The 24925-nt window shown below is 68.1% G+C and carries 22 protein-coding genes and 3 pseudogenes; 11 read left to right on the top strand and 14 right to left on the bottom strand.

All coding sequences use genetic code 11. From position 1 onward, the window contains the following. Positions 1–73 precede the first annotated feature (73 nt). Positions 74–718, top strand: a pseudogene (locus AC07EJ_RS42045) (helix-turn-helix domain-containing protein); the annotation flags it as partial. Here AC07EJ_RS42045 and AC07EJ_RS42040 read toward each other — a convergent pair. The 5 genes from AC07EJ_RS42040 to AC07EJ_RS42020 all read right to left on the bottom strand — a co-directional run bounded on the left by AC07EJ_RS42040 (position 669) and on the right by AC07EJ_RS42020 (position 6485). Next, positions 669–1022 (bottom strand): ASCH domain-containing protein, encoded by a 354-nt coding sequence (locus AC07EJ_RS42040; RefSeq protein WP_389479651.1) that lies wholly within the window; start codon positions 1020–1022, stop codon positions 669–671. The pseudogene AC07EJ_RS42045 and the gene AC07EJ_RS42040 sit on opposite strands and share 50 nt — an antisense overlap. After that, positions 1015–3354, bottom strand: a complete 2340-nt coding sequence (fxlM, locus tag AC07EJ_RS42035) for a methyltransferase, FxLD system (RefSeq protein ID WP_478886208.1) — start codon at positions 3352–3354, stop codon at positions 1015–1017. Before fxlM ends, AC07EJ_RS42040 begins: the two co-directional genes overlap by 8 nt. Before the next feature lie 136 nt (positions 3355–3490). Then, positions 3491–4981 (bottom strand): NUDIX domain-containing protein, encoded by a 1491-nt coding sequence (locus AC07EJ_RS42030; protein WP_389479655.1) that lies wholly within the window; start codon positions 4979–4981, stop codon positions 3491–3493. Between the two features lie 56 nt (positions 4982–5037). Continuing rightward, positions 5038–5385: a hypothetical protein gene (locus AC07EJ_RS42025; protein ID WP_478886207.1), complete on the bottom strand. Its 348-nt coding sequence runs from the start codon at positions 5383–5385 to the stop codon at positions 5038–5040. Further along, a complete protein-coding gene (locus AC07EJ_RS42020; protein ID WP_478886224.1) occupies positions 5376–6485 on the bottom strand; it encodes a phosphotransferase in 1110 nt (369 codons plus the stop codon). Before AC07EJ_RS42020 ends, AC07EJ_RS42025 begins: the two co-directional genes overlap by 10 nt. Positions 6486–7059: 574 nt before the next feature. Here AC07EJ_RS42020 and AC07EJ_RS42015 point away from each other — a divergent pair. Continuing rightward, positions 7060–7275: a hypothetical protein gene (locus AC07EJ_RS42015; RefSeq protein WP_384063978.1), complete on the top strand. Its 216-nt coding sequence runs from the start codon at positions 7060–7062 to the stop codon at positions 7273–7275. A gap of 226 nt (positions 7276–7501) precedes the next feature. Here AC07EJ_RS42015 and AC07EJ_RS42010 read toward each other — a convergent pair whose 3' ends face one another. Beyond that, on the bottom strand, positions 7502–9103 hold the full coding sequence (locus AC07EJ_RS42010; RefSeq protein ID WP_478886206.1) for a serine hydrolase domain-containing protein: 1602 nt from the start codon (positions 9101–9103) through the stop codon (positions 7502–7504). A 14-nt stretch (positions 9104–9117) separates the two neighbouring features. Beyond that, entirely contained in the window at positions 9118–10611 is a 1494-nt protein-coding gene (locus tag AC07EJ_RS42005; protein WP_478886205.1) for an APC family permease, read from the bottom strand. A 144-nt stretch (positions 10612–10755) separates the two neighbouring features. Here AC07EJ_RS42005 and AC07EJ_RS42000 point away from each other — a divergent pair. Then, positions 10756–11430: pseudogene (locus AC07EJ_RS42000) on the top strand (NAD(P)(+) transhydrogenase (Re/Si-specific) subunit beta); the annotation flags it as partial. A gap of 624 nt (positions 11431–12054) precedes the next feature. Here the strand turns inward: AC07EJ_RS42000 and AC07EJ_RS41995 are convergent. Beyond that, a complete protein-coding gene (locus tag AC07EJ_RS41995; protein WP_326778270.1) occupies positions 12055–12228 on the bottom strand; it encodes a hypothetical protein in 174 nt (57 codons plus the stop codon). A 226-nt stretch (positions 12229–12454) separates the two neighbouring features. Next, positions 12455–12673, bottom strand: coding sequence for a universal stress protein (locus AC07EJ_RS41990; RefSeq protein WP_478886204.1), 219 nt, complete (start codon positions 12671–12673; stop codon positions 12455–12457). A gap of 287 nt (positions 12674–12960) precedes the next feature. Here AC07EJ_RS41990 and AC07EJ_RS41985 point away from each other — a divergent pair, with 287 nt between their 5' ends. Next, positions 12961–13953 carry an Acg family FMN-binding oxidoreductase gene (locus AC07EJ_RS41985; RefSeq protein ID WP_389479668.1) on the top strand — a complete coding sequence of 331 codons (993 nt, stop codon included), beginning with the start codon at positions 12961–12963 and terminating at the stop codon, positions 13951–13953. A 96-nt stretch (positions 13954–14049) separates the two neighbouring features. Next, positions 14050–15285 carry a PP2C family protein-serine/threonine phosphatase gene (locus AC07EJ_RS41980; RefSeq protein ID WP_389479671.1) on the top strand — a complete coding sequence of 412 codons (1236 nt, stop codon included), beginning with the start codon at positions 14050–14052 and terminating at the stop codon, positions 15283–15285. A 21-nt stretch (positions 15286–15306) separates the two neighbouring features. Here AC07EJ_RS41980 and AC07EJ_RS41975 read toward each other — a convergent pair whose 3' ends face one another. Beyond that, the gene (locus tag AC07EJ_RS41975; protein ID WP_393588095.1) at positions 15307–15492 is read right to left on the bottom strand and encodes a hypothetical protein; all 186 of its coding nucleotides are present in this window, start codon (positions 15490–15492) and stop codon (positions 15307–15309) included. A gap of 610 nt (positions 15493–16102) precedes the next feature. Between AC07EJ_RS41975 and AC07EJ_RS41970 the strand changes: the two genes are divergently transcribed. Continuing rightward, complete coding sequence (locus tag AC07EJ_RS41970) at positions 16103–16300, top strand: hypothetical protein (RefSeq protein ID WP_389479674.1); 198 nt, start codon at positions 16103–16105, stop codon at positions 16298–16300. A 498-nt stretch (positions 16301–16798) separates the two neighbouring features. Here AC07EJ_RS41970 and AC07EJ_RS41965 read toward each other — a convergent pair. Next, a pseudogene (locus AC07EJ_RS41965) lies at positions 16799–16954 on the bottom strand (UDP-N-acetylglucosamine--N-acetylmuramyl-(pentapeptide) pyrophosphoryl-undecaprenol N-acetylglucosamine transferase); the annotation flags it as partial. 182 nt (positions 16955–17136) lie between these two features. Between AC07EJ_RS41965 and AC07EJ_RS41960 the strand changes: the two are divergent. Together AC07EJ_RS41960 and AC07EJ_RS41955 are read left to right on the top strand one after the other, a co-directional pair. After that, positions 17137–17760, top strand: coding sequence for a hypothetical protein (locus AC07EJ_RS41960; RefSeq protein ID WP_478886223.1), 624 nt, complete (start codon positions 17137–17139; stop codon positions 17758–17760). 105 nt (positions 17761–17865) lie between these two features. Next, entirely contained in the window at positions 17866–18114 is a 249-nt protein-coding gene (locus tag AC07EJ_RS41955; RefSeq protein ID WP_389479675.1) for a DUF6417 family protein, read from the top strand. A 759-nt stretch (positions 18115–18873) separates the two neighbouring features. Here AC07EJ_RS41955 and AC07EJ_RS41950 read toward each other — a convergent pair. The 3 genes from AC07EJ_RS41950 to AC07EJ_RS41940 are packed head-to-tail and all read right to left on the bottom strand — an operon-like array spanning position 18874 to position 20912. Then, entirely contained in the window at positions 18874–19173 is a 300-nt protein-coding gene (locus tag AC07EJ_RS41950) for a MarR family winged helix-turn-helix transcriptional regulator (protein WP_478886222.1), read from the bottom strand. A 9-nt stretch (positions 19174–19182) separates the two neighbouring features. Further along, positions 19183–19659, bottom strand: coding sequence for a GNAT family N-acetyltransferase (locus AC07EJ_RS41945; protein WP_478886203.1), 477 nt, complete (start codon positions 19657–19659; stop codon positions 19183–19185). Then, entirely contained in the window at positions 19656–20912 is a 1257-nt protein-coding gene (locus tag AC07EJ_RS41940; RefSeq protein WP_478886202.1) for an IS256 family transposase, read from the bottom strand. The genes AC07EJ_RS41945 and AC07EJ_RS41940 overlap by 4 nt, the downstream gene beginning before the upstream one ends. 2647 nt (positions 20913–23559) lie before the next feature. Between AC07EJ_RS41940 and AC07EJ_RS41935 the strand changes: the two genes are divergently transcribed. From AC07EJ_RS41935 to AC07EJ_RS41925, 3 genes are all read left to right on the top strand, one after another. Next, the gene (locus AC07EJ_RS41935) at positions 23560–23781 is read left to right on the top strand and encodes a hypothetical protein (protein ID WP_389491618.1); all 222 of its coding nucleotides are present in this window, start codon (positions 23560–23562) and stop codon (positions 23779–23781) included. Between the two features lie 208 nt (positions 23782–23989). Next, positions 23990–24241, top strand: coding sequence for an aminotransferase class III-fold pyridoxal phosphate-dependent enzyme (locus AC07EJ_RS41930; RefSeq protein ID WP_389491617.1), 252 nt, complete (start codon positions 23990–23992; stop codon positions 24239–24241). Between the two features lie 4 nt (positions 24242–24245). Next, a complete protein-coding gene (locus tag AC07EJ_RS41925; RefSeq protein WP_478886201.1) occupies positions 24246–24890 on the top strand; it encodes an aminotransferase class III-fold pyridoxal phosphate-dependent enzyme in 645 nt (214 codons plus the stop codon). The last annotated feature ends 35 nt before the right edge of the window (positions 24891–24925 follow it).

The following is a 24925-nucleotide window of genomic DNA, read 5'->3' as shown; positions in this document are numbered from 1 at the left end:
CGTTTGCCGCGTTGTGATGTGACGCGCCGTCCGGGTGATGCTCTGGACGGCGCCTCTGCGTCAAGCTGTGTGGGTGGCAGAACGCGTACGGGTCCGAGAGATCGATGACGACGAGGGGCAGCGGCTTCTGCGGATCGTTCGCCGGGGCAGTGGGTCGGTGGTGACCTGGCGACGGGCTCAGATGGTGCTGCTGTCCGCGCAGAGCATGGATGTCGCCAAGATCGCCGAAGTGACGTTCACCAGTGCGGACCGGGTCCGCGACGTGATCCACAACTTCAACACCGACGGCTTCGACTCCCTCTACCCGAAGTACCGAGGCGGGCGACCGAAGACCTTCACGCTGCCCGAGCGCCGGGAGATCAAGAAGATCGCGAAGTCCAAGCCGGCCGAGCACGGTCTGCCCTTCTCGACCTGGAGCCTGGCCAAGCTGGCCGACTTCCTGGTCGCCGAGGGGGTGGTCGACGACATCAGCCACGAGGGCCTTCGGGTCCTGCTTCATCAGGAAGGCGTCTCCTTTCAACGCGTGAAGACCTGGAAGACCTCCCGTGACCCGGACTACGCCGCCAAGAAGGCCCGTGTCGAGCACCTCTACGCCATCGCTGATGGCGAGGTCATACCCGAGGAGGGCGAGCCCGAAGTCGTCTTCTGCATGGACGAGTTCGGCCCGCTCAACCTCCAATCGCGAGCGGTCCCAGCGCCTCCTTCTCGGGCGGGTAGATGCGGCGCAGGTTGACGAGCTGCTCCGCGCACGCGGTGTCAGGGTCGATGCGGGTGACGTCCTCCGCGGAGAGCAGCTCGGCGAAGGAGGCGTATGGCCTGATCCGCGTGGCCCTCACGTCGAGTTCGCGTCCCGACTCCTCGCCGTGGAACACGAGCACGTCGCCGACCTCGACGTCCGTCATCCGGGGCGTGCGCACCCGGACTTCGATGGTCTTGCGGCCGGATTCCACCTGGGCGTAGTAGCGCTCGTACAGGCCCAGCCGGTGCTGCGGCTCGACCGGGTCGGGTACCGGATCACTCATGGGCGCTCACCTTCTCGGGCTGCAGGGCCGGGGTGTCGGCGGCGTCGGAGCGCCACGTCCACACGAGCCGGCTGTGGGTCTTGTCCAGCACGTGGCCTGCGGGCAGCTCAGAGTCAGGGGTTCCGGCAGGGTGAGCCTCCAACTCTGGGTATCCGTGGGCTCGTTCGTGGACGTCCCAGCGGCGTACGGCGGCGGCGAGCTGTTCGGCAAGAGTGGCCCCGGATGCTCCGAAGCCGTGGGCCAGGAACTCCGAGCGGCGCTGATCGGGTGTAGGGCCGTCCTGGGCAAGGGTGTGGGTCAGGTAGGCGAGCGAGCCGTCTGCTGTGACCGCGGCGGCGTCCGAGCGTTTGGGCAGCGCGGTGATACCACTCTCCTTTTCACGGTTGCGGGCGAGGCGGCAGAAACCGGGCAGTGTGGTGGCGAGGAAGAGCTGCAGGGTCTCGAACGACTCGTTGCCGGCCACGCTCACGCCCGTGGCCACTTCGTGGCGCGGGCCCGCGAGAGCATCGTCCAGACCGACGGTCTCGGCGGAGACGCCGTCGGGGAACCGCAGTTGCAGTTCGCCGTCGGCGAGGTCGACGGCGGGGACGGCGCGGGCCGCAGGGCCGCGGTCGCGGACGAACCCGCAAAACGTGAAGTCCGTGGCACGCAGCACCTCGCCGTTCTTGTGGAAGGCGATGGCACGGGTGTAGCCGTGGACTTCCAGCGGGAGCACGAGATAGCGGCCGTCGGCGAGCTGGTCGCGCCAGGCGGGGGAGATGTCCCAGCAGTTGTAAGTGATCACCGAGGCGCCGAAGCCACCGCGGGGCATGTGCTCGGCGGCGCCGTCGCTGGCTGGGCCGAGCACCGCTGTGACGCGACCGCTGCCGGCCTCGGCGGTCAGCCGCCGTGTGCGGCGCACGACATACGGAGCGAGGTCGACGGTGATCACGCGGCCGGCCGGGCCGACGACGTACGCGATCAGTTCGGCGTTGTAGCCGCCCGAGCCGCCCTCAAAAACCGTCATCCCCTCGGTCAGACGCAGGTGCTCGGCCATGTCGGCCTGGAGCCAGGCCGCGGACACTGAACTGGTCGCCTGGGCAAGGTCGTTGTGCTCGGTGACCACGGCCAGGTCGCTGTGGTAAGCGGTCCGCAGAGGACTCTCGGGGGTGTAGCGGTGCCGCGGCACCGCACGCAGCGCCTGCTGTACTGGCAGGGAGGGAGCCCAGCCCCCGGCAATGACCCGGTCAGCCATGCGCTCGCGCCGCTCGACCGCCTCCAGCGATTCGCCGGGCACCGGCGAGTAGGCGCTGTCGACCGGGTACATGTGCGCGGAGGGCACGTACGGCAGGACCCCCGGCCAGATGAGGTCCAGCGCCCGTGCGGAGGCGGCGGACAGTCGGTCCAGACGGCGCAGGGCGTGCAGAGGTCGCCAGTCCACGTGCCCGAACCCGTCTGGCTTCAGCAGCTGGACCTGCCCGGTGTGAGCCGAGATGCGGACCACCACGCTCGTCCGCGGGAAGCCGTCCGGGGCATCGAGGTGCAGTCCGAGGACGTGCGCGTCGGCCGGTTCGGCCGTCACGCCGGTCTGCTCGGCCAGGGCGCGCACCGCCGTGTGCTCGAATCCTTCTCCTGGCTCGGCCGGCGCGCCGGGCAGCTCCCATCGCTGTTGTTGCGAGCGGCCCAGCAGGACGCGTCCCTGGGCGTCGGTGACCACGGCGTGCACTTCGGTCACCGAACTCGGCTGCGGGACAGGTGTGTTCGTGATCTGCACGGCGGACTTCTTGAGCCCACGCAGGACCAGGACGGCCATGCCGTTCGCGTTGAAGCGTTGTGCCTGGTCCCACATGCTCATCAGGAGGGCGATCTCGTTTTCGTCGAGGGCGATGCCCCGTCGCTCGGCGGGGGTGGTCGCGGCGAGCGGTGTGATGACGACGAGGGCACCGTTCTTGCGCAGCCGTCGGCCCAGAGTGCGGGTCAGGCGCGTGCGGTCGCGCAGGAACGCGTACACCATCCGCAGGACGATCAGGTCGTAACCGTCTGCCTGTAGTTGCGAGAGGTTGGCACGCTCGATGTCCAGGTGCAGCCAGTGGACGGATCCGTGGGAGGGATCGTCGAGGCGCGCGTCGGCACTGGGGAAGGCAGCGTCGGCCCAGTCCACGGCATCGACGGCGTAGCTCATGGAGGCCAGGTGCAGGGCGAGTTCTCCGGCCCCGCATCCCACGTCGAGTGCTCGGCCTCCGGCGGGAGCGGGCACGTGCTGCGCGAGCAACGATCGCTCGTCGTCGTCGAGGGGCCGGTAGCGTCGGCCTTCGGCGTAGCCGCGATTCCATTCATCTTGGTGGGTGAACAACGGCGCATCCTTACGGCGAGTTCAGGGTGGGTATACGGGTGGAGAGCAGGCGGGGTGCCGGCTCAGACGGACAGCTCCCACGGGCTCAGGGCGGGGATATGGCGACGGAGGGCTTCGACGAGCTGGCGGCGGTGGCTCATGCCCATCCCGTCTCCGAGTAGAGGTGACCGGCGCGGATGGCTTCGATGACGCCCCGGGTGTAAGGGACGAGGGCCTCCGGGAGTGCGGCCGGGTCCCAGAATTTCCACTCGGTGCACTTGTCCGGCTCGCATAGTTGCGGCTCGCCCCTCCAGGCCCGCGCGCGGAAGAAGAGCCCCAGGCGAGGCTGGTCCCCGGCCCCGTCGATGAGGTGGACGACGTGGGCGAGTTCGACGTCCTGCGGCTCGATCAGTAGGCCAGCCTCTTCGCGTGACTCCCTGATCAGGCACGTGATGGCGCTCTCCTGCTCGCAGTGGCCGGCCAGGGTGTGCCAGGTGGAGGGTGCGAACTCGGAGTCGGGGTGGCGCAGCCCGAGCAGCACTGTTCCGTCGGGGCGCTCCAGATAGAGGTGGACGCCGATCACGTTGGGGACGGTGCCGATGGGAGGGGCCGGTCGGGGCTCGGCCTCCGAAGAGTGGCCGACCTGTGGGGCGGGAGTGGAGGAGATGGCCGGGGAGGTGGCGGCGTGGCGTCGCACGAGGTCGCTGGTGGAGGGCGTGATGCGCAGACGGTGGAGGTCATCGGGAGCGAACCAGGCGAGCATCACTCCTTCGGTCAGCCGGAGTTCGCGTGGGTCGCCGTTCCAATTGCCGGCGTAGATGGCGATGGGCGCGGTCGCATCGGCGGAGTCGACTGCTTCCTCGGTGCCGAACAGGGTCAGGTCGGGGATGAGCAGTCCGGCTTCTTCGTCGAGTTCGCGTCGCACGGTGTGTTCCAGGGTGGTGTCCTGGGGTTCTCGGCCGCCGCCCAGCAGGGACCACATGCCGGGCTCCCAGATCTGGCCGGGGAAGTAGTCGCGCAGGTGGAGCAGGTACTCACCGCGGTCGTTGTAGATCAGGGCGGAGGCGTTGGCGGTCTCCGGTTCGACGGCGGGCGTGAGCTTGAGGAGCTTCTCGCGCAGGGAGGGGGAGGCCACCTTGTCCAGGGGCCGCCACTCGATGCCGCCGACTTCTTCTTCCTGTAGCACCACGGGCACCTCTGTCGCGGTGCGTAGGCGGAAGAGGAAGCGGACGTCGAAGTGCTGGTGGCCGGGTTCGCCTTTGCCCGGGTGGGCGTCGATGTCGTGGGTGTCGACGTCGAACGGCACGGCCTCGTAGCCGGGCCACGGTGCCACGGCCTGGGGTGGGATTCCGGTCTCTTCGTGAAGCTCCCGCAGGGCCGCCTCAGCGAGGGACTCGTCGTCGGGTTCGGTGTGTCCGCCGGGAGCGAGGACTTTCCCGCTCGCGAGGTGCAGCACGTGCAGGACGCGGCCGAAGGGGTCGACGACGATGGCGCCGCAGGTGACGTGTCCGGAGAAGGTGGAGCGGCTGGCGATGTCGGTGGGCCGGTCGAGGGCTTCCAGGAGGCTGCCGAGTTGTGGTCGCTCGTGAGGGTGGCGAGCGAGGTAGGTCTCGACGGTGGTGCGGATGTGGTTGTGCGACAGCGGCATGGTGTACCTCAGAGGGGCGCGATGCGGAACGAGTCGAGGCGGGGTGGTCGTTCGTGTCAGCTCAGCCGCATCCCCTCCGGAGAGACTTTGTCGATGGTGGTGGGGCGAGCGGTGGGCAGGCCCCAGCGCTCCCGGGCCGTTTCAGCGGTGAGTCGGGCTTGCCGCGCTCCTGGCGGGCCCCATCCGAGCAGGGAGGCTGCCTGGGCGGGGGTGGCGAGCAGGCGTGCGAAGGGGTGGCCGGTGGCGGGGTCGACGGCCGCCGGCCCGATGCCGGTGACACGGGCGGCTAGGCGGAGCCTGGCGTTGGGCCCCACTGCGCCGTAGACCTCGCCCGTCTCATCAAGCATCCAGCCCAGTCGCACCGGGTCGGTCAGGGGGAGCTGGGCTTCCTCGGTCACCGCCACCGTGCACCGCGCACCTCGCCGACGGCCGGCACCAGGGTTCCGCCGTCGAAGACGTACCGGATCTCTCCGGGGCAGGGCGTGCCGGGCCTGATGTCTGGGTGGTACGGCGAGAGGGAGTGGACGGCGAGCACGCCCGACAGGGGCAGGTCCGGCAGGCCCAGTTCCTCGGTGATCTCGCGCCGGCAGGCGACGTGCGGGTGTTCGCCGGGTTCGACGACTCCGCCGGGCAGCAGCCACCGGTCGTCCTCGCGGTAAGTCGGGTGGACCAGCAGGACGCGGCCGACCTGGTCGGTGATGATCGCGGCGGCGCCGAGCCACACCGCGTGCCGGTATGCGGCGTACTGCGCTGCTGACAGGACGGACTGCGATGCAACTCGTGCTGACGGGGGGGAGGGGGGGAGGGCATGGCTCTGCCTTTCGGTGGAGCGGGTCATGCCTTGTCTAAGACGCTGGGCGAAGCAGGCTTCGGGACGTTCGGGATGGTCCGGCCACAGCGAGGTGGCGAGTTTCACGAAGTCAGCGACGAGGGGGCCTGGTTCGCTGCGCTCGAAGTCGATCAAGGCGCAGCGTCGGCCGTTCCAGAGCAGGTTGCGCTCCCAGAAGTCCCCGTGCCGCCACCCGGCCGGTAGCGGTCCGCAGCCGGGCAGCGCACTCATAAGGTGTCGCAGCAGGTCCGCTTCCGTAGCGGACAGGTGGTCACCGGCCTCGGCGAGGTGCTTGTCCAGGCCGGCCACCGTGTTCTCGACGACTCTGTCGGCTTCCGGCTGGACCAGGGCGCCGGTCATCGCGTCGTGGCAGCGGCGCAGGAGCTGGCCGGCTTGCCGGTGGGCCGTCCGGCGGCGCGCGGGTGACTCCTCCTCCTTCAACGGCTCACCGTCCACGGCGGTCAGAATCAGGGCGAGCAGCTCCGCGGAACTGTCGTACAGCACCGGGGCATTGCCGTGACCGAGGTGAGGAACGGCCACCCGGTAGGCACCGGTCTCGCGTGTATACAGGATCGGCTTGGGCGCCACTTTCACGTAGTGGTCGCCGGCGCGTCCGGTCACCCTCCACACCTGGGAGTTTTCGCGGTCATGCGAGGAGTCCCGCACACCGTCCATGGGGCCCAGCACGCTCTCCACCCAGGCGTGGAGGGGGAGGGCAGACGAGTGGAATCCGTCATGCCAGGTACCTCGTATCCGGTCGTGATCCATCGGCGAGCAGGGCGGCGCGGCCGGAGGTGAGGAGAAGGCTGGGGCCTGAGGAGGCAGCGGTGTTTTCGAACGCAGGATTTACGAGCGAGGGGCGGCGTACGGGATGCATGGGACTCCTCAGGGACGAGATGCGGACAGGTGATCGGGTAACGGCGGTTCTGCTGTAGCCGTAACGGGTGGAGGCGGGCGAAATCTAGAACCTCATTTCGAATACCGGGCCCGCTCCTTCTGCGGTCGGGTGGGGCGGGCTGTCATGCTGTGTTCGATCACTCATGTGGGTTGCGGTACCTCCTGCGGGGGATTGCCGGGGGCCGCCTGGTCGGTCATGGCGTAGCGAGGTCTGGGCGGAGGGCGATGACGTCGCGAAGAAAGCTGCGCTTCGAGTAGCTTCAGCCTCACGCAGACGTTTTGGACAGTACGGATTTTGTCTGGCAAGGTCGCCTGTCCGATCCCCCGATGACACCGGAAGGCGGTGCGGAACATGACCGAGGTGAGCACGCGCAGCGTCCGGGACGCCGCTGTCGCCACGCACCTGCGCAGGACGACCACCCTCGACGTGCCCGAGGAGTTCGAGACGTGGTCCGTCGCGAACCTGGCCGACTGGCTCCACGACACGGAGGACGACCCGCAGGTGTCCGACGAGGACTTCTACCAGGCCCGCAAGGCCGTACAGATGCTGGGGGTCGAGGACGTCTGACCGGTGGGCATGTCCCGCGGCCTTGCGCGGACATGCGGCATTCGCGCGGTCCAGTCGGCGCCCGGCTGGGGCTCACTGCCGCGTCACCGTCGCGCACGGCCTGCTCGTAGCGATCCTGGAAAAGCTGAAGGCGGGTGCACAACTCCAGCCCCGAGCTGTGTCTCCGCCGCCTCGATCTGTGCCCTCGCTTGCTGCACCTGCGGGTCGGAAAGCGTTCGCGCTCGCTCTAGCTCCGGGTGCGCGAGCTGCGGACGGGCGCTTCCCAAGGCTCCGGCTGGCCCCGGAACGAGCGCGTGTAGCGGCACCCGTCCAGGTCGACCCAGAGCACCGCGCCGTCCAGGGCGGGGCCGGACGTCAGGCGCTCCGGCAGCCGGGGGTCGGCTCCGATGCGGAACGTCCCGTCGTCGAGCGGGACAAGTTCCGGTTCGTCGCAGGGCGCTTCCACGCCGGTCGCGGCGATCATGTGCAGTCGTCCCGCCCGCTGCACGATGCTGAAGCTGGGATACCAGGGGGTGTAGCTCCGGTAGTGACCTGCGAGTGCATGCGGGGGAGCGGTCGGCGCGGAGGGGCTGGGGCCCAGTGACTCGGGTCCGTAGAGCCAGCGTCCGTCCAGGGAGTGGTGGTAGGCGGACCATCCTGGGTGATCGCACACCAGCCGTCCGTCCCCCGCGTCGTACAGCCTGCCGGTCACCTCGTCCGAGGTGAGCGAGAGACGGTCGTCGCCCGTGGCCTCGACGCGGATCTGACGCGGCGTCGTTCCGTGGATCCCGACGTAGCGCTGGGCGTCGGGGATCCGCTCCGGGTCGAACAGTGCCGGGTCCGCCGGGGCTCCCTGGACGACGGCGAGCACATGGCGGGCGAAGCGGTCGATGATCTGGCACTCGCCGGGGGCGTTGGTCAGCACGGCGACACCGTGCCCGCCGTCGGTGTCGACGGCGAGGTATGAGCGGTATCCGACCATCCCGCCGGCGTGCGTCAGCCAGGTGCGGCCATCGATCACTTCCACGTCCACGCCGAGCGCGTAGCCGGAACTGACCGTGTCGGCAGGCACCGTGACGATCTGTCGGAGACGCTCTGGCCCGATGATCGTGGTGCCGTCCAGGGTGCCCCGGCCCAGCAGCATGCGGGCGAACAAGCCCAGGTCGGAAGCGGTTGCCAGCACGTTCCCATCGGCCGCCGAATACTCGAAGAAGCCGGCCGGCGCGAGCGGGGCCGACGGCAGCGGCGGGCGGTCGTCGCGCAGGAACCGGTACCCGGTGGCGAGTTCGGCGATGTCCTCGTGAGTGATCCGCGCCGCCGAGTTGCGCATGCCCAGGGGCCGCAGCAGCCGTCCGGCCATGGCGTCCGCCAGCGATTCCCCCGTCACCTGCTCGACGATCAACCCCAGCAGGTTGTAGCCCTCGTTGGAGTAGTGGAACAGCTCACCTGGTTCGGCCCAGGTCCTCGCATCACGCAGCGCGTAGCCGCGTGCGGCGGCATCAGGCAGCGCGTCGGCCCCGGCCACCAGGCCGGAGGTGTGCTGCAGGAGGTGCCTGACGGTGATCGCGCGGGAGCCGCCGTTCGGGGCGAACCAGGGCAGGTGGTCGGCGACCGCCGCGTCGAGGTCCACCTTCCCCTCGTCCGCCAGTATGCCGAGCAGGAAGGCGGTGAAGGTCTTGCTGATGGAACCGATCTCGAACCGCGTGCGCCGGGAGACCGGCGCCCCGGATTCCGCGTTCGCGAATCCTGCGGTGACGAACGCGGACTCGCCGGTCCCATCGACGACGCTGATCGCGATTCCCGGCACCGGCCACCAGGTCCGCAACCGCTCTGCAAGCCCAGAGAGCACCCGTTGCACATCCATCAGACGCCCGCCTTCCGCGAACCGAATCCTGCGAACCGGTCCGGACCCAGCTCGACCTGGGAGGAGTCGATCTCCGCGTCCGGCCGGTCGCCTTTGACGAACCGTCGGCACAGCGGATACAGCAGCACGGCCAGCAGCGCCACCGCGACACTCGTGCCGAACGTCGCGGCCTCGTCGACCGCCGTACTCCACGCCAGGTACACGATCATCGCTGTGGGCAGCACGACGACCAGGACCGCACCGGGCCAGCCGCCGGGGACCCGAACCGGCCGGAGCATCTGCGGATATCTCCAGCGGAGGACCAGGAAGGCCACGAATTCCAGCAGGATCGAGGCCAGGGTAAGCAGCACCGTGGCCCGCAGGATCGAGCTGAAGTCGACGGCGGAGAGCACGACGACGACGGTGGTGCTCGCCAGCAGCGCACCCACCGGCGTGTTGAACCGTTTGCTGTCCCGGGCCATCCAGCGCGGCAGGTACGCGTCCGCGGCGAGCGCCCGCGGGACCCGGGTGCTCGTCAGCAGGATCGCCATGAACAGCCCCATCAGGGAGAGCGCCGATCCCAGGGAGATCAGCACCTTCAGCCAGATTCCGCCCAGGGCGTCGCCGACCACGATGAAGTCGCCTTGGGCCCAGTCGGCGGGCGAGCCCCGGTGCAGCCCGCTGCCGATGGCGGCGATGGTGGGCAGCAGGTAGGCGGAGATGATCAGCGGAACCGAGATGGCCAGGGCCCGGGTGTAGGTGCGGTGCGCGTCGGCGATCTCGCCCAGCACGGTGCTCGGGCCGTCGAAGCCGAGGTACAGCCACACGATCACGCTGAGCGCGCCGGCCACCGACGAGTGGACGCTCTGCCCCGGCACCGTGAAGGGCGAGAGCACGTTGATCCCGTTGCTGACTGCATGCCAGATGCCGAGGACCGTCAGCACCGCGAACGGTGCGAGGATCAGCAGCATCATCCCGACCGAGTACTCGCTCACCGCCTTGGAGCCGCGGTAGTTCAGGTATGCCATCGGGACGATGAGAGCGACGGTGACGATCCAGTGCAGGTCCACGACGAAACCGCCGTGGAACAGGTCCACGATCACCAGCCCCTTCCCGCGGGCGATGACCGGGACCCAGGTGGCCAGGTAGTCGACCAGCAGGATCGGGTAGAGGGCGAGGTTCAGCACCGACCCGATCGAATTCCAGGCCCCGAACACGAATGCCGCACCTCTGCCGAGCGCGATCTTCGTCCAGTAGTAGTAGCCGCCGTTGACCGGTATCGCGGCACTCAACTCCGCTGCCACCAGCGCGTTCGGCACGCCGAAGATCACCGGCAACAGGACGATCATCAGCAGGGTCATGCCCGGACCGGCGCTGGAGAGTGAGGCTTCGAGCCCGAAGGGGCCTCCGGACACAGTGAAGAAGAAGATTCCGACCAGGGGCAGCACGCCGAGCGTGCGTCTGCCCGCCCCGGGCGCCGACCGCGTGATTTCCGACGGGATCAGTTCGGTCATCCTGGGCTCCACTCTCCGTCGTTCGCGCCTGGTCGGCACAACGTACGGGGCGTCACCGGGGCCGTCCTCGTCGTGTGCGCCAAAGCCGCGGCCCGTCAGTTGTCGCTGCCGCCAACGCCGGGCTGATCCACCCGGAACACGACGACCGGCATGCCCGGGCTGATCGCGCTGCTGCACTCCTTCGTCGGTCTCGCCGCGGTACTGATCGGCCGGAACGGTCACCTCGAGGCGGGCTCGCACGCGGGCGGCATCCATCGAGCCGAGGTCTTCATCGGCGTCTTCATCGGCTCGGTCACGTTCACCGGCTCGCTCGTCGCCTTCCTCAAGCTCTCGGCGCGGATGAAGTCCGCTCCGCTGCTACTGCCGGGCAAGAACGTCATCAACGTCGGTGCGCTGGTCGTCTTCGGGATACTCACGCTGGTGTACGGCATCACTCCCGCACTGGGGCTGCTGATCGAAGTCACGGCGCTGGCGCTGGCGCTCGTCTGGCACCTGGTCGCCTCCATCGGCGGCGGTGACATGCCCGTGGTCGTCTCGATGCTCAACAGCTACTCCGGCTGGGCGGCCGCCGCTTCGGGATTCCTACTGCAAAACGACCTGCTGATCGTCACTGGTGCACTGGTGGGCTCCTCCGGTGCGTACCTTTCCTACATCATGTGCAAGGCGATGAACCGCTCCTTCATCTCGGTGATCGCTGGTGGCTTCGGGATCGCGGCCGGTCCGTCGGGCGACCAGGATTACGGCGAGCACCGCGAGATTTCCGCGGAGGACACTGCCGAGCTCCTCCTGTCGGCTTCGTCCGTCGTGATGCCCCCAGGCGGAGAACATCAACCTGGTCTGACCATCCCCGGCCCGCCTGCATAGCCACGTAGACCCACACACCGTATGCCTGCCTGGCGTAGCCCCGGCTCCAACAGCTGGCACCGGGCTTTGTGCGGGACGGGGTGGGAAGGTTCGCTTACGTGATCGGGGGCCGCGCGGGCACCAGCTGCGCGGCCCCGACCTGTATCAAGCTGCGGGTTCGGAACGATGTGGTGGCCAGCAGCGCGTCGGACCGCCCAGGATGGCCTCCCGCGGCGTCTCCCTGTGCGGGAGCCGCCGACCTGCAACAAGCGCGTGGAAGTTCCGCCGGCGCAGTGCGCCGGCCCGGCGGGGAGGTTCAACGGCCCCTCGGGTGGGAGTGCGTTTCGGGCGGCTCGGTGACTACCCCTGCCGCTGCCTCGTCCGGTCCCGGCCCGTCCGTGAACCGGTACCCACCATCCACTCCGACCCTCCGCTCCTGGCAATCCGAACGCACCGCTCCTTCATGCGCAGGATGGGAGCGAGGCTCAGAATCGGGACCAGAGCCCGTCTGGCCTCCTCCCCTCCCCCCCGGTCAGACGGGCTCCACACAAACAGGACCCGATGACGGCTCTCGCTGAGGTCGCCGAGGTGAGCGGAGCGTCACCGTCGTACCGACAGACCCCAGCAGTTCCAGACATGCGGAAGTCGCAGCGGCGCCGTATGCAGCAGGACCTCGCGGGCGGCCCACAGGGCGCGGCCGAGGTCTCCCTCGTCCGGGACTGCTGTGAGCACCAGGCGGCCGGACTCGGACGGCTCTTGGCGGTCTCGGACCACCACGACCGGCGTAACGGATCCAGTCGCGACCTTGTGATTGACCGAGGTGAGTATGGGCGAGGAGAAGCCGCCCAGACGTCTGTGTCCGGTCCGGCCACGATCGTGTCGCGCCGCGCGGTGTGCGCATTGCCGCCGCACGGGTGAGGCTGGGGGCAGGCCCACTACGGCTGAGCTCCTTGCTCACTGGCAGCCCCGCGTGGCTCACGGTGACGGCCGTCGCCGTCTCCTAGACCAGCTCGCGGCCGGCCCGGTGGGCGCGAGCGACGTCGGTGTGGGACAGGTAGTGAGTGCGGCCCGCAGTGTCGGCTGCGTGGACGACGTGGAGTCGGCTTCCGCGCCGCTTGGCCTCCGCGGCAGCCCACAGCGTTGCTGTCCGCGCGGATGCCGAGCCGTTGACGCCCACGACGAGCGAGCTGAGTGCGGAGTAGAGGGTGATGCCTTCCATGACTCGTCCTCATCGATGTCCGAAAGGACCGTCAAGGACTGCTCTCCCACTGCCATCCAAAAGCGCTGAACGAGAAATACAGCGGCAGGGCAAGTTCCACAAGTCCCCTGCGCCGTTGCGTCCAGGCCGGCGTGGGCGCGATGGGCCAGGTCGGTCCTGGCGAAGACCATTCGAACGCAGCCCCTGGCAACGACGCCGTTCCCTTCCCGGCGCCGCCGATTCCCGCATCGTCACGATCGCCTCCGTACGGCACACGCTATGGCGATCCCTCACAGACAGGATGAACCGTGTCCCCCACAGAACAACTCGAGGCGGCGGTCGTGACGTCGCTGGTCGAGGACGCCGTGACGGCGCCCTCCATGCACAACGCACAGCCCTGGAAGTTCGTCCACCGCACCGGCAGCCGTTCCCTGGCGCTGTACGGCGATCCAGACCGCACGCTGCCGCACGGCGATCCGGAGCACCGCGCTCTGCACCTCGGGTGCGGTGCCGCCCTGTTCAACCTGCGCGTGGCCGCCATCCACAACGGCTGGACCGCCGACGCCCGGCTGCTTCCCGACCCCGATGACCCGTGGTACCTGGCCGACGTACGCCTCGAGCGGGCCGACGTCGTGGACCACGGTCTCGCGGACCTCCATCCCGCTGTACGGCGGCGGCACACCAGCCGTTTCCCCTTCTCTGAGGAACAGATTCCCGATCCGATTCTCGATGGGCTTCGCTCGGCCGCTCTCCTGGAAGGCTGTCGGTTGATCACACCGGGCGCCTGGCATGCCGACGCCGTCAGGGAACTCGTGCACGACGCCGAGTTCCTCGAGGCCGGGAATGAGGCCGTACGCGCGGAGATCGCGACATGGACGCGCACGGGCAGGACCGGTGAAGGCCTCGCTACCGAGGGCATTCCAGCGGATGCCCTCGGTCCACGGCAGTACGGTGTGAGTTCCCCCGTACGGGATTTCGACGCCCCGCGCCGGGTGGCGGACCGCTCCGTGGCCAACTTCGAGAAGCACCCCCAGATCGCGCTGCTCGGCACGGTCAAGGACGCTCCGGCGGACTGGCTGCGAGCAGGTCAGGCGATGCAGCGAGTGCTCCTGCAGGCCACACTCGACGGCCTTGCGGCCTCGCTGATGTCGCAACCTCTCGAATGGCCCGAGCTCCGGTCGTCCGTACGCGATCCGACCTCTGTGACCGGCTTCGTTCACATGGTGTTCCGTCTCGGCTACGGCCCCCCAGGCACGGCGACACCACGTCGGCCTGTGGCCGAAGTCCTCAGCTTCACATGACGCAGTCGGCGAGTCACCGCCCCCTTCACCGCCAAAACAGGTGACGGCGGGCCCACTGCTCGGGACCCCGGCAGCGGAAAGGACTGACGCAAGTCCATGAAACCGAACATTGACTACAAGGCGTTGTTCACAGTCACGCCGAGTCCGTATTTGGTGCTGGGGCCAGACCTGGTGATCGTCGACGTCAACGACGCCTACCTCCATGCCACCGGTCGGAGCAGGCAGGACCTGGTCGGCCAGTACCTGTTTGATGCCTTCCCAGACAATCCGGCGGATGAGAGCGCGGACGGGGTGCAGAACCTGGACGCCTCGCTGTGCCGGGTCCTGCGGTGGAGGCAGCCGGACACAATGGCGGTCCAGAAGTACGACATCCCCGTGCCGTCCCGGCCGGGGGCGTTCGAGGAGCGGTGGTGGTCGCCGATCAACACCCCCGTGCTCGGGCCGGACGGGCGGGTGGCGTGGATTATCCACCGGGTGGAGGACGTGACCGAATTTGTCCGCTCCAGACCACCCAAACCGACAGGAGGACCACTGGATAGGCGAGAAGCGATGGAGGCCGAGCTGTACGCGCGGGCGCGGGAGCTGCAAAGGCTGAACGAGGAGCTGCGCCAGGCGCATGCCCGGGAGCGCCAGGTCGCCCTCACCCTGCAGGGGGCCATGCTGCATTCGCCCGACCTGGACCGGCACCGGAATGTCGCAGTGCGCTACCTGCCCGCAGTCGGGTCGCTGAACGTGTGCGGCGATTGGTACGACGTCGTTGATCTGCCCGAGGGCTCATTCGGCGTCGCGGTCGGCGACGTCGTCGGCCACGGCTTGGAGGCTGCCACCGTCATGGGCATGCTCCGCAGCGCGCTGAGCGCCGCCGTCCGGGCCCTGACCGAGCCGGCCAAGTCGCTGGAAGTCCTCGGCCTGTACGCCCGCTCGGTCGAAGGCGCGCTGGCAACCACCGCCGCCCAGGCCGTGATCGACACCCGCCACCAGCAGATCGCCTACAGCAGCGCCGGCCACCTCCCACCCGTCCTGGTGCACGCCGACGGCACCTACGACCTGCTGGACCAGGCCACCGACCCGCCCCTCGGCGCCCGCCCCGAACACGTTCCCCGCCCGCAAGCCTCCCTGCCTTACACCCCTGGTGACATCCTCGTGCTGTACACAGACGGGCTCATCGAACGCCGCGGCGAAGACATCGACGTCAGCCTGCACCGGCTCACCAACGCCCTCGCCCCTCATACCCGCATGAGCCCCGATCACCTCGCCGACGCCCTGCTGGCCCGCCTCGGCGTGGCCGGCGGCGCCGGGGACGACATCGCTCTGATCGTCGTGCGCCTCTGACGGCGCGCTGACGCCGTGAGGTCACTTCTCCAGGTCCTGGTGCAACCGCAGCCGCAGCATGAACACTGCCCTGGCGTCCGCCAGACCTGCGAAGCGTTCGAGTAACGCCTCCAACAGGGCATCGTCTCCATCGCGCACCGCCGACACGATCTCGTCCATCACCTGGCGTAACTCAAGCGGCGCGATCGGCTCAACGGAATCCGCCATCTCCACCCGCCACCCACTGCTCGCTTCGCGAGCCTCACTCAATCGAGTGAAGCTCGCAGAGCGAGGCCACCCGGGCGTCGCGGTGAGGTATGTCCAGACCGCGACGCCCGGACCAGGACCTGTCCCGTATCCGCCTCGACCGCAGCGGCATCGACGAACGCACCGCCCACAGCACGGCCCTGGTGCGCCGCATGCTCCGCGAGGACTACTCGACCCGTGCCCCGCACGTCATCACCGTGTTCCGCACCGCCCACCGGGTCCTCGGCCCCGACGAAGCCCACCGGTTTCGAGTCGGACTGGTTCGCGTGGAAGCACCTGCAGAACCTCTCCTGCAGTGCCGCGTCGGACTTCGAGGCCGGGGAGGTGAGTGGACTCCCAGCGGAGCGACACGTGGGCCATGCTCCTGATGGTGGGGCCGTGCACCGCATTGGTCCGTTCGCGACATGGCGCGAGGCAACGTGACAGCCGCCGATCCGGCCCGTCCTTCCCGCCCCGGGGGGAGACGCAAACGGCTGGGTGAACGTCTCACCCGTCCGCTCCACCCCGAGGGGCCCTATGGGCGGACAGGTGGTGCGATGGAAAGGCGGGGCCGTCTACCAGGGAGCTGGACATGCACGAGATGTGGGTCGGAGTGGACGCCGCGGGCGGTGGGCTGGTGTGGCACGTACTGTCGGCCGACACGGCCGCCACGCTGTGCGGACAGCGCAGGCAGCGTGAGGGTGTCGCCGGACAGGACTCGACCGACCGGCACTGCCTGGAGTGCATGACAGCGTTCCAGGACATCTTCCAAGCGCCAGCGAGGGCTTGATGAACAGCGGTGGCCACAGGGCGCCGAAAGGAAGTCAGGAAATCGCCGACACCCGGACGGTGGCCCCATCCTGCGCGCTGGTGTACGCCGCCGGGCCGCCGGAGGGAAGCGCATCATGGGTCCACGCGCAAGTCCCGCTCACGCCAGCAATGCGCAGGCCCCGCATCAGCGCACTGGTCGGGTAAGAAGGGATGGAAGGTCCACTTGATCACGGACCGGAACGCACAGCCGCTGTCCGATTCGATGGGGTGCTCGTGATTCGCCAGGCTGACGGGCCAGTTCAACGTCGACCGATCAGGAACGTGCCGGTCCGGCCCTCACACGCATAGGGGCCGCGGCCCCAACTCGCCGTTGCCCTCGAGTTACGCAAACACCCCCAAGGGGAGAAAACGCTCTTTCAGTCCTGTGGGGCGACGTTGGTGGGGCACGGTACGACGGCTGTCACTGTCTTGCCGGTCGCGTGGACGTCGACCCGCACGTTCACCGACAGCTCCTGGACCAGATGCCAGCATCCAGACCGCGGCCCTCACCTGCGAGCCGGTCCCGCAGCGCGCGGATGGCCGTGAGTGCCGGGTAGGTATGGCCACCCGTTCCGCCGCCGGTGACGAGGAGGCGGAACGGCGTGTGCGGAGCGCGGCTGTTGTCGCTGGTCACGAGACGTCCAATCTGGCTGCGTAGGGCATCGCCCGTCGTGCCCTCAACTCCCGCCGACGAAAGGCGGTCTGCGAGGTGCAGCCTTCCATACCGGTGCCATACCGCCCTCGCTCCCGTTCGACCGCACCTGTAGGCATCGTCCCGAAAGGATCAGTAGGGTCGTCGGCGTGCACGATGTGCGGGTGGTATTGATCGGCGGGACGTCGAACGTCGGAAAGTCGACCGTTGCCCATGCGGTGGCGGAGAAGCTCGGGTTCGAGTGCCTGACCACTGACGGGCTGGCGCGGCACCCCGGGCGACCCTGGAGAACCCCGGAGTGGGAGGTGCCGGCACACGTCGCCGAGCACTACGGATCACTCACGGTTGACGAACTGATCACGTCCGTTCTCGGCCACTACGATCGGCTGTGGCCCCGCATCGAAGAGCTGATCACGACCTATGCAGCTGAGGGCCATGGCAGGACGGGCCTGGTTCTGGAGGGGGCGGCGCTCTGGCCCGTCCGCGTCGCGAGGCTGCAGGTCCCGCGCACGGCCGCCGTGTGGCTCACCACGGACGACGCCGTGGTGCGCGCACGCGTTCATGCAGCGGGCCGCTATGAAGCAGCTACAGAGGCAGAACGGCGTCTGATGGACAAGTTCCTGGCCCGTACGGAGCGCTACCAGACACTCATGATCGATGCCCTCGACAGGTTGGGTATGGATCGCATCGACGCGGGTGGCGGACGGTCCGTTGCAGAGCTGGCTGACACGGTGCTCGCGGCAGTAGACGCGCAGAACGCGGTGGGGCGGTCATCCTTCGGTCAGTGACCAGTTGTGGCGACAAACCTATGGCAGAACCCGACGCCAAGCCCTCGGTGGTCGTCGCGAGGGGCGCAGCTCGGCAGGTGCACGGATATGGGTAGGTCCGTGCGGGTGCTCTGGCAGCTCTTCCAGATCCTCTTGGTTGTGGCGGTCGTTCTCCAGGACATGAACTCGGATGCCATCAGCCTGATCCCGGCGCAGGACACCACAGCGTGCCGTCTGGAATTGCTCACCCTCGACGAGGCCCACGACCTGCTGCGTCTTCTTCAACTGATTGCTGCGGAGGGCCTGGATGAGCTGAGTGATGAAGCCGAGTGGTTCGCCCGGGAGCTTGCCGCGCGCATCCCCTCGGAGAACTGAAGCGACCGTACTCGCTGCACCCGCAGCGCGCCACGGCGATCAACTGGCGCGGGCACGGGGCCAGGTGGCTTGCGGATGCAGCGGCCGGGCACTCTCAGCCGGATCTTGGTGTCGGACCTCGCTGCTCCCGGCGGTGTTGGGAGCGTGGGTTGTCAGCTTCGTTTTCGTTTCGGGCGGCGTTCACACAGGGTCCGGCGTTCTTTCTTTGCGCAATTGATCGTCGTGGCGAGTTGGATCGCCGCGCGGTTGTCGCCGGGGGCCCTACTGCTCCGATGGCGTTCCAGAATGCGCCCGCCCCGACAGCCAGCTCGAAACGGCCGCCGGACATCACGTTCGGGCTCGCTGCCATCGTCGTCATGACCGCTGGAGGACGCAGTGGCAGACTCAGCACATCAGGGAACACCTATACGCGCTCGGTACGGGCCAGCACGGTCGCCATCAGCGCCCGGGCGTCAGGAAACTCCGCCTGGTACGGGCGGTCTTGGATGCAGATGGGATCCAGGCCCTCTGTATCAGTCACTTTCGCGCTCCAGGAGTGCGGGAATCCTGCAGGCCTAGAGCGTCGGAAAAGATTCCGAACTGCAGGGAGCGCCCGTGGTCAGTCACAGCTGGCGCTGAAGCGATTGACGCGCTTGTCCTCAGCCCGACCACTGTCGAGGCGGTTGCTGCGGCCGGGTGGGGTCTCCTCAGGGCGGCCGGTTTCGGACCGCACGCAGATGAGTACGGGGGGATCGGGAGCGCTGGTTCGCTGCTGCGATGTCACTCGGTGACGTCGCAACCCTCCGGATGGTGTTCCGTGTTCAGCTGGGCGAGGATTTCATGCAGAGACTCCAGCTGGGTCTGTGACAGCCGGTCGGCGAACGTCCTCTCCACCACCTCGGCATTGGTACGGGCAGCGTTGCGGTGCACTTTCCGCCCGGCGTCGGTGAGATGGATCATTGCGCCGCGCGCGTCCTCTTCCAGGGGCGAGCGTGTGATGAGCCCGCGGTCGGCAAGCTTGTCGCACAAGCGACTGACCGCGCTCTGCGTCAGGACCACCCGGTCTTTGAGTTCGCGCAGGAGTCATTGTCAAGATCTGTGGATCAGGCCAGGCTGAGGTGGCTTGGTCGACATCCTGATCTTGATGTTGTTCTCGCCGTGCCGAGTGACTTCGTGCAGGCCCAGCCGCCGGTAGAGGGCCTTGGCCCGCTGATTGACGACGAGGACGTCCAAGGTGAGGTCCCGGCCCTGCAGGCGGGCCTGGTCCAGGAGGCTGCGGATGAGCTCGCTGCCGATGCCGCGTCCCTGGTAGTCGGGGTGGAGCTCGATCCGCGCCAGGTAGATCGCCGTCGGCTGGTGCTCGACGTGGAGCATGCCGGCGTCCGCGCCATCGGCGATGATGATCTGCCATTGTTTCGGGGTGAACGCGCGGGTGTGGAAGTCGCGTTGGATCTGCTCGTCCCAGCCCCAAATGGCCGTGACGTAGGCGCCCATGGCGGCTTTGTGTAGCTGAAAGCAGTACTCGCTGTCCGCGTAGGTGGCCGGCCGCAGGTCGATGGCCGTCATGCCGCTCGCTCCTTGGGCCGCTCGACCAGTCGGCCGCCTTCGAAGCGCGCTCCGGCGCGGACGAGGGCGACGAGGTGGGGTGCGTTCACGGCTCGCCACCGCTGCTGGGCGGACTCGACGAGCTTGAAGACCATCGCCAGGGCGGCGGTGCGGGAGCCGGCGCCGCGGGTGACCTTGGTCCGCAGCCGGACCGTGGAGAACGTGGACTCGATGGGGTTCGTGGTCCGCAGATGGATCCAGTGCTCAGCCGGGAAGTCGTAGAACGCCAGCAGCTGGTCCTTGTCGTCGACGATCTTCTTGATGGCCTTGGGGAATTTCGCGCCGTAGAGCTTGGCGAACGTCTTGATCGCCGCCTCGGCGTGGTCGCGGTCCTCGGCGTTGTAGATGTCCTGGATGGCCTTCTTCGCGCCGGGCTGCGCGGACTTCGGCATGGAGTCGAGCACATTTGCGGTTTTGTGGACCCAGCACCTCTGCTCGCGGGTTTCGGGGAACACCTCGGTCAGGGCTTTCCAGAAGCCCAAGGCGCCATCGCCGACCGCCAGGACCGGGGCGCGCATGCGCCGGCGGGCGCAGTCGCGCATCAGGTCAGCCCACGACTCGGCGGACTCGCGGTAGCCGTCCTTGAGCGCGACCAGCTCCTTCGAGCCGTCTGCGCGGACCCCGATGAGCACCAGGACGCAGGCTTTGGCCTCCTCCAGACGGACGTTGAGGTGGATGCCGTCGGCCCACACGTACACGTAGTCGACCTCTGCGAGGTCACGGTCCATGAACGCTATGTGGTCGGCCTGCCACTGCTGGGTGAGGCGGTTGACGGTGGCCGCCGACAGCCCGGCCGCGCTGCCGAGGAACTGCTCCAGTGCCGGGACGAAATCGCCCGAGGACAGGCCATGCAGGTAGAGCAAGGGCAGTACCTCGCTGACCTTCGGGGACTTGCGACACCACGGCGGCAGGATCGCGGAGGAGAACCGCTTGCGCTCGCCCGTGGCCTCGTCAACGCGCTTGTCATTTACCCGGGGGGCCTTCACCTCGACCACCCCGGCCGCGGTGGTGACCTTCCTGGGCTGGTGGTAGCCGTTGCGGACCACGAGCCGTCGACCGTTCTCGTCGCGCTGGTCGGCTAACTCGGCTATATAGGCGTTGACTTCGGCCTCCAGGGCGGCGGCGAGCATCCGCCTCGCGCCGTCCCGGACGATCTCGTCGATCAAGGAGGAGCCGTTGGCGGCGGTGCCGTGGTCGTTGACTAGGCTGAGCACGGGCGTGCCTTCCCGACCGGTGCTGCGAACACCGGCCTACTCGATGACCATCAGTCGATCACTCGGCAAGGTACGCCCTTCGCGTGCTCCCCGAGTTCGATCCACAGGTCTTGAGCATGGCTCTTCGCGCAGGCGTGTGCCCTTGAGCGGGATGTTCACCAGGGTGTCGAACTCGCTGATCGAGAGACGATGACGTTCCGCGAGCTCATGCTCGATCTCGCGGAGCACGGTGTTGTGAACCTCCATCAGCGACCGCCACACCCCGACTTTGAACGCCCGGGAGCTGGGCGCAGATCCCGTCCGCGGCATGGTCCAGCCCCCTCCTTGCTCGCGTATACATCATGCTGCCAGACCGATGGCAGTCCAGTGCGGACGCTGGGCCGAGCCGTGGAGGGCACTGATGGAACATCAAACCGGCTGCATGGGACGGACGGTGACTGCAGAGTCCACCTGTTGCCCGGCGCGTAGGACCGTCAAAGACGTGTCGGGTGACCAGAGATGAGAGTTGAAAGGAGACTGGCTCGTTCTGCCGGCCTCGCGCTCAGGGCCGCGGGGCGGCATTCGGTGTACCAGTCACTGCCGTCCCTTGAAGTGACTGCGAATTCCGCCCCGCGGCTGAGTACGGATTCCCCAGCCGTAGTCTGATCATCCACCGGTGGCCATCCGCGACCGGTGGATTCTGCACCGGATTGCTGGTCCGATGCAGGAGATATTGCCCCCAGAGGGGTGCGCCCAGGCTGGCCCAGTGCCCTCTGGCGGCGCCTTCGTTAGATGACGTGCACCTGCCGAAGGGTCGCCTTCGCGAGGTGGCTCTCTCCTGTGAACGGGCCATGGCAGCCCGTGCGCATCATGCCTCGCCACAGCGTCGAGAGCCCGTTGAGTGGGCACCGGTGCCAGTGCCCATCGGTTGCCCTCCCAGTGAAGGGAGCGGCCGTCGTCGTACACCGCTGTGGTCGAAGTGGCCGCCTGTGTGTGTTCCACAAAATCAACGGCAGTGTTCCAGCAGCATGGACGACCTTTGTGTTCGCGGACCCACTAGTGACGTGTGCCGTGGTCACCGAGCCAGTAGATCTGGTCGAGGATCCACTGACGACGAAGATCGTCTTCGCTTACCCGGTAGCGGCCGCGGTCATCATGGTCCCGGCCCCAGTGGCGATGTCCATCACGGTGGTGGACCCAGTACCCACGACCATCCTCGCCGTGCCTGCCCCCGCCCTCATCCCAGCGGCCGGACCGGCCATCGTGGTGGGCGTCAGCGGACTGCGTGGAGTGAGAAACGACGGCAGGCCGGTCGCCAGTCGTGGGGGCCGCCGCCAAGGCGGAACCGCCAGTGGCGAGGAGTCCGGCCGCTGCGACTGCCACAGAGGCCACCGCCATGGCAGCCCGACGCGCAAACGTGTATCCCATGATCTTTCCTCCTAGCTTGCCCCGTGACCTGCAAGAACAGAGCCACGGCTGCCTTTGATCAGGCATTAGCGACACTACTCCTAGATGGTTGAACAAAAAACTATGTTGGATGTGAGGAGGGCCATGACTCGGCAAGTTGTTGCGTCGGAATATTCCAACAGCTTGGATTCTTCGGTCTGCGGACCTCGGCTACTCCCAGAGGTGAGCGCCTGGGAACGCTCTGGCACTGCCGCCCGGATTGCGATGGTGAGGCATCACGGCTCAGCTGGTCGGGAACGTCACCGGGGGCGGACCACTGCGGCTGCGACGACACGACGACAGCTTTGCCGCTGCGCCCCTCTCGCAGTCGCCCCATGCCTGGGGCGTCAGTGAGCCGCTTGACGTCGCGCTGTATCCGCCCGTCGGCGGCGTGGCTGGGTCAGGCGCTGGTAGGCGGCGCGACGTAGCGCGAAGTGGGAGGAAAGTTCCTGCAGTCCTGCGCGGCCAAGACGGCATACGACCATCATCCGTGAGACCGCCGCCGTGCCAGACGTGTGTTCTTCTCGCGGTTCTGGGCGGATTGCGATACCGGTAAGGTCCTGCAGCTTGCACGGCGGGGGAGGGCAGGGACCGGCGGAACAGTGATGGAGGGAAAGGAAGTTGATCTGGGAGGCGACAGTGCCGATGCGAGCAACGGTTCGGTACACGCGGTCAAGTGAGCGCTGGAGCACGAGCTGGCCCCGGTTGGCCAGCGTCCGCAGTGGGTCAGGGCGCGGTCTGGGTCGGTCGATGAGCACGGACACGTCGTCGTGGTCGTCCGGATCAAGCAGTGCTTCCGGGCGCCGGGCCTGGGACGCGTGCTACTCGTGGCGTGGGTGGGAGCGGGGCGGAGAATGCCGCCCAGAACGTCGCCGCCGTACGGCGGCCGGGGCGGCCGCCCACTGTGTCAACGAGGAGGACGAGCGCCAGGTGGTGGAGCGCGCACCGGGCGCCACGGTGAGGCGTCCCCTGAACGTACACCCCGCTGCTGCGCAGAACCGGCCGCGAGCAGCCCAGCTGCCTACGTCTCGCTCGTCGCACTGTGCCGCCAGCTGGGCGTGCCCCTCGCCGTCTCCACCCAGGCAGTCTGACCGGCGCTGTCCCCCGGGCCGCGCACGAGCGCCGTGCGCGGCCCCATCCCGTGAACACACCCGAGAACGGACTCCCCAGAGTGGATTCGTACGCCCAGAACCGTGAGCGGCTGCTGACATCATCCCGCCCCATGCCGGACTTCGAGGTCGTGGGATCGCAGGGCCCGTGGCTTCACTGCGCCGACGGCACCCGGATCTTCGACGGATCCAGCGGGCTGCTCTGCACCGATGTCGGCCAGAGCAGCCCCAAGGTCCACGCCAGGATCGAGGAGCAGTTCAGCCGGTACTCGTTCGGCGGCGCCGCCGTTGTCCAGCCCCGCATTCAGATGGAGCTGATGGACCGTCTGTGCTAAGCCGTGGGCCGCCCCGCCGACTCGGTTGCGCTGACCACGTGCGGGACCCTCGGCGTCGAAGTGGCTGTGGGACTGGCGCGGAACATCACCCGAGTACGCGACGGGAAACTGCGAGGGGACATCCTGGCCTCGACCTTGAGCTACCACGGGATGTCGGCGCTGACCCTCGCACTCGCCGGCAACCACGCCCGCAGGCCGCGCCCGGGAGATGCGCTCGGCCTCGGCCCCTCAATTCCCGGCGCCCTACCCGCCGACGCATGCGCACCAGGGCCGCGGCTGCGATGCCTTGTGCGCCGACGAGATCGCGAAGGAGATCGACAGCCGCGGGGCCGAGAACGTCGCCGGGGTTCTGATCGAGCCCGTCAACGGGACTACGGGCGGCGCCTTCGTGCCGCCTGACGGCTACCTGCACAGGGTGTCTGAGGTCTGCCGGGAGCGGGACGTCCTCGTCATCCCATGATGAGGTGCTGACCGGGATGTGGCGCACCGGGACACCGCTTGCCAGCCACCACTGGGACGGCTGCGAGCCCGACATGGTGATCCTCTCCAAAGGGCTGGGCGCCTGGTACACGGGCGTCGGCGCGGTGCTGGTGTCGCCCGACATCGCCCCGTTCATCCGGCATGAGGACGCCGACCCGCTGCCCGCGATGGGCACCATGGCCACCCATCCCCTCATGGCGGCCGCATGCCTGGGCGTCCTCGACGAACTGGAGGCGATGGACTTCACCGCCTTCTCGGAGCGCGCTGAGCACCTCGGGCAGGCCATGAAGTCCCTGAACGGCGTCGGGCCCGTGCAGGACATAAGCGGGCTGGGATTCCTGTACGGCGTGGAGGTCACCTCGGGGCAGCTCTGGCCCGTGATGAAGGCGGCTGAGGAACAGGGGGTCTTCTTCTACCCGTTCACCGGCGCCGGGGACCCCAAGAGTGAAGGGCTCGTCGTTGCACCCCCACTGACCTCGTCCGACGATGACATCGACTTCCTGATCACAGCCCTGTCCAGCGCGCTGGACGCCGTGGGCCGAACCGCTGACCGTACCGTCGGCCCACACCCAACCCGGTGTCCCGAACGCCCTTGTGTCACCCACTCGAACTCCTCAACGAACCACTGAGTGACCAGACTTGGGTCCTACTCGCCAACCGATAT

Source organism: Streptomyces sp. NPDC045026 (assembly GCF_056432625.1).
This window is presented reverse-complemented; position numbering and strand designations above follow the sequence as displayed.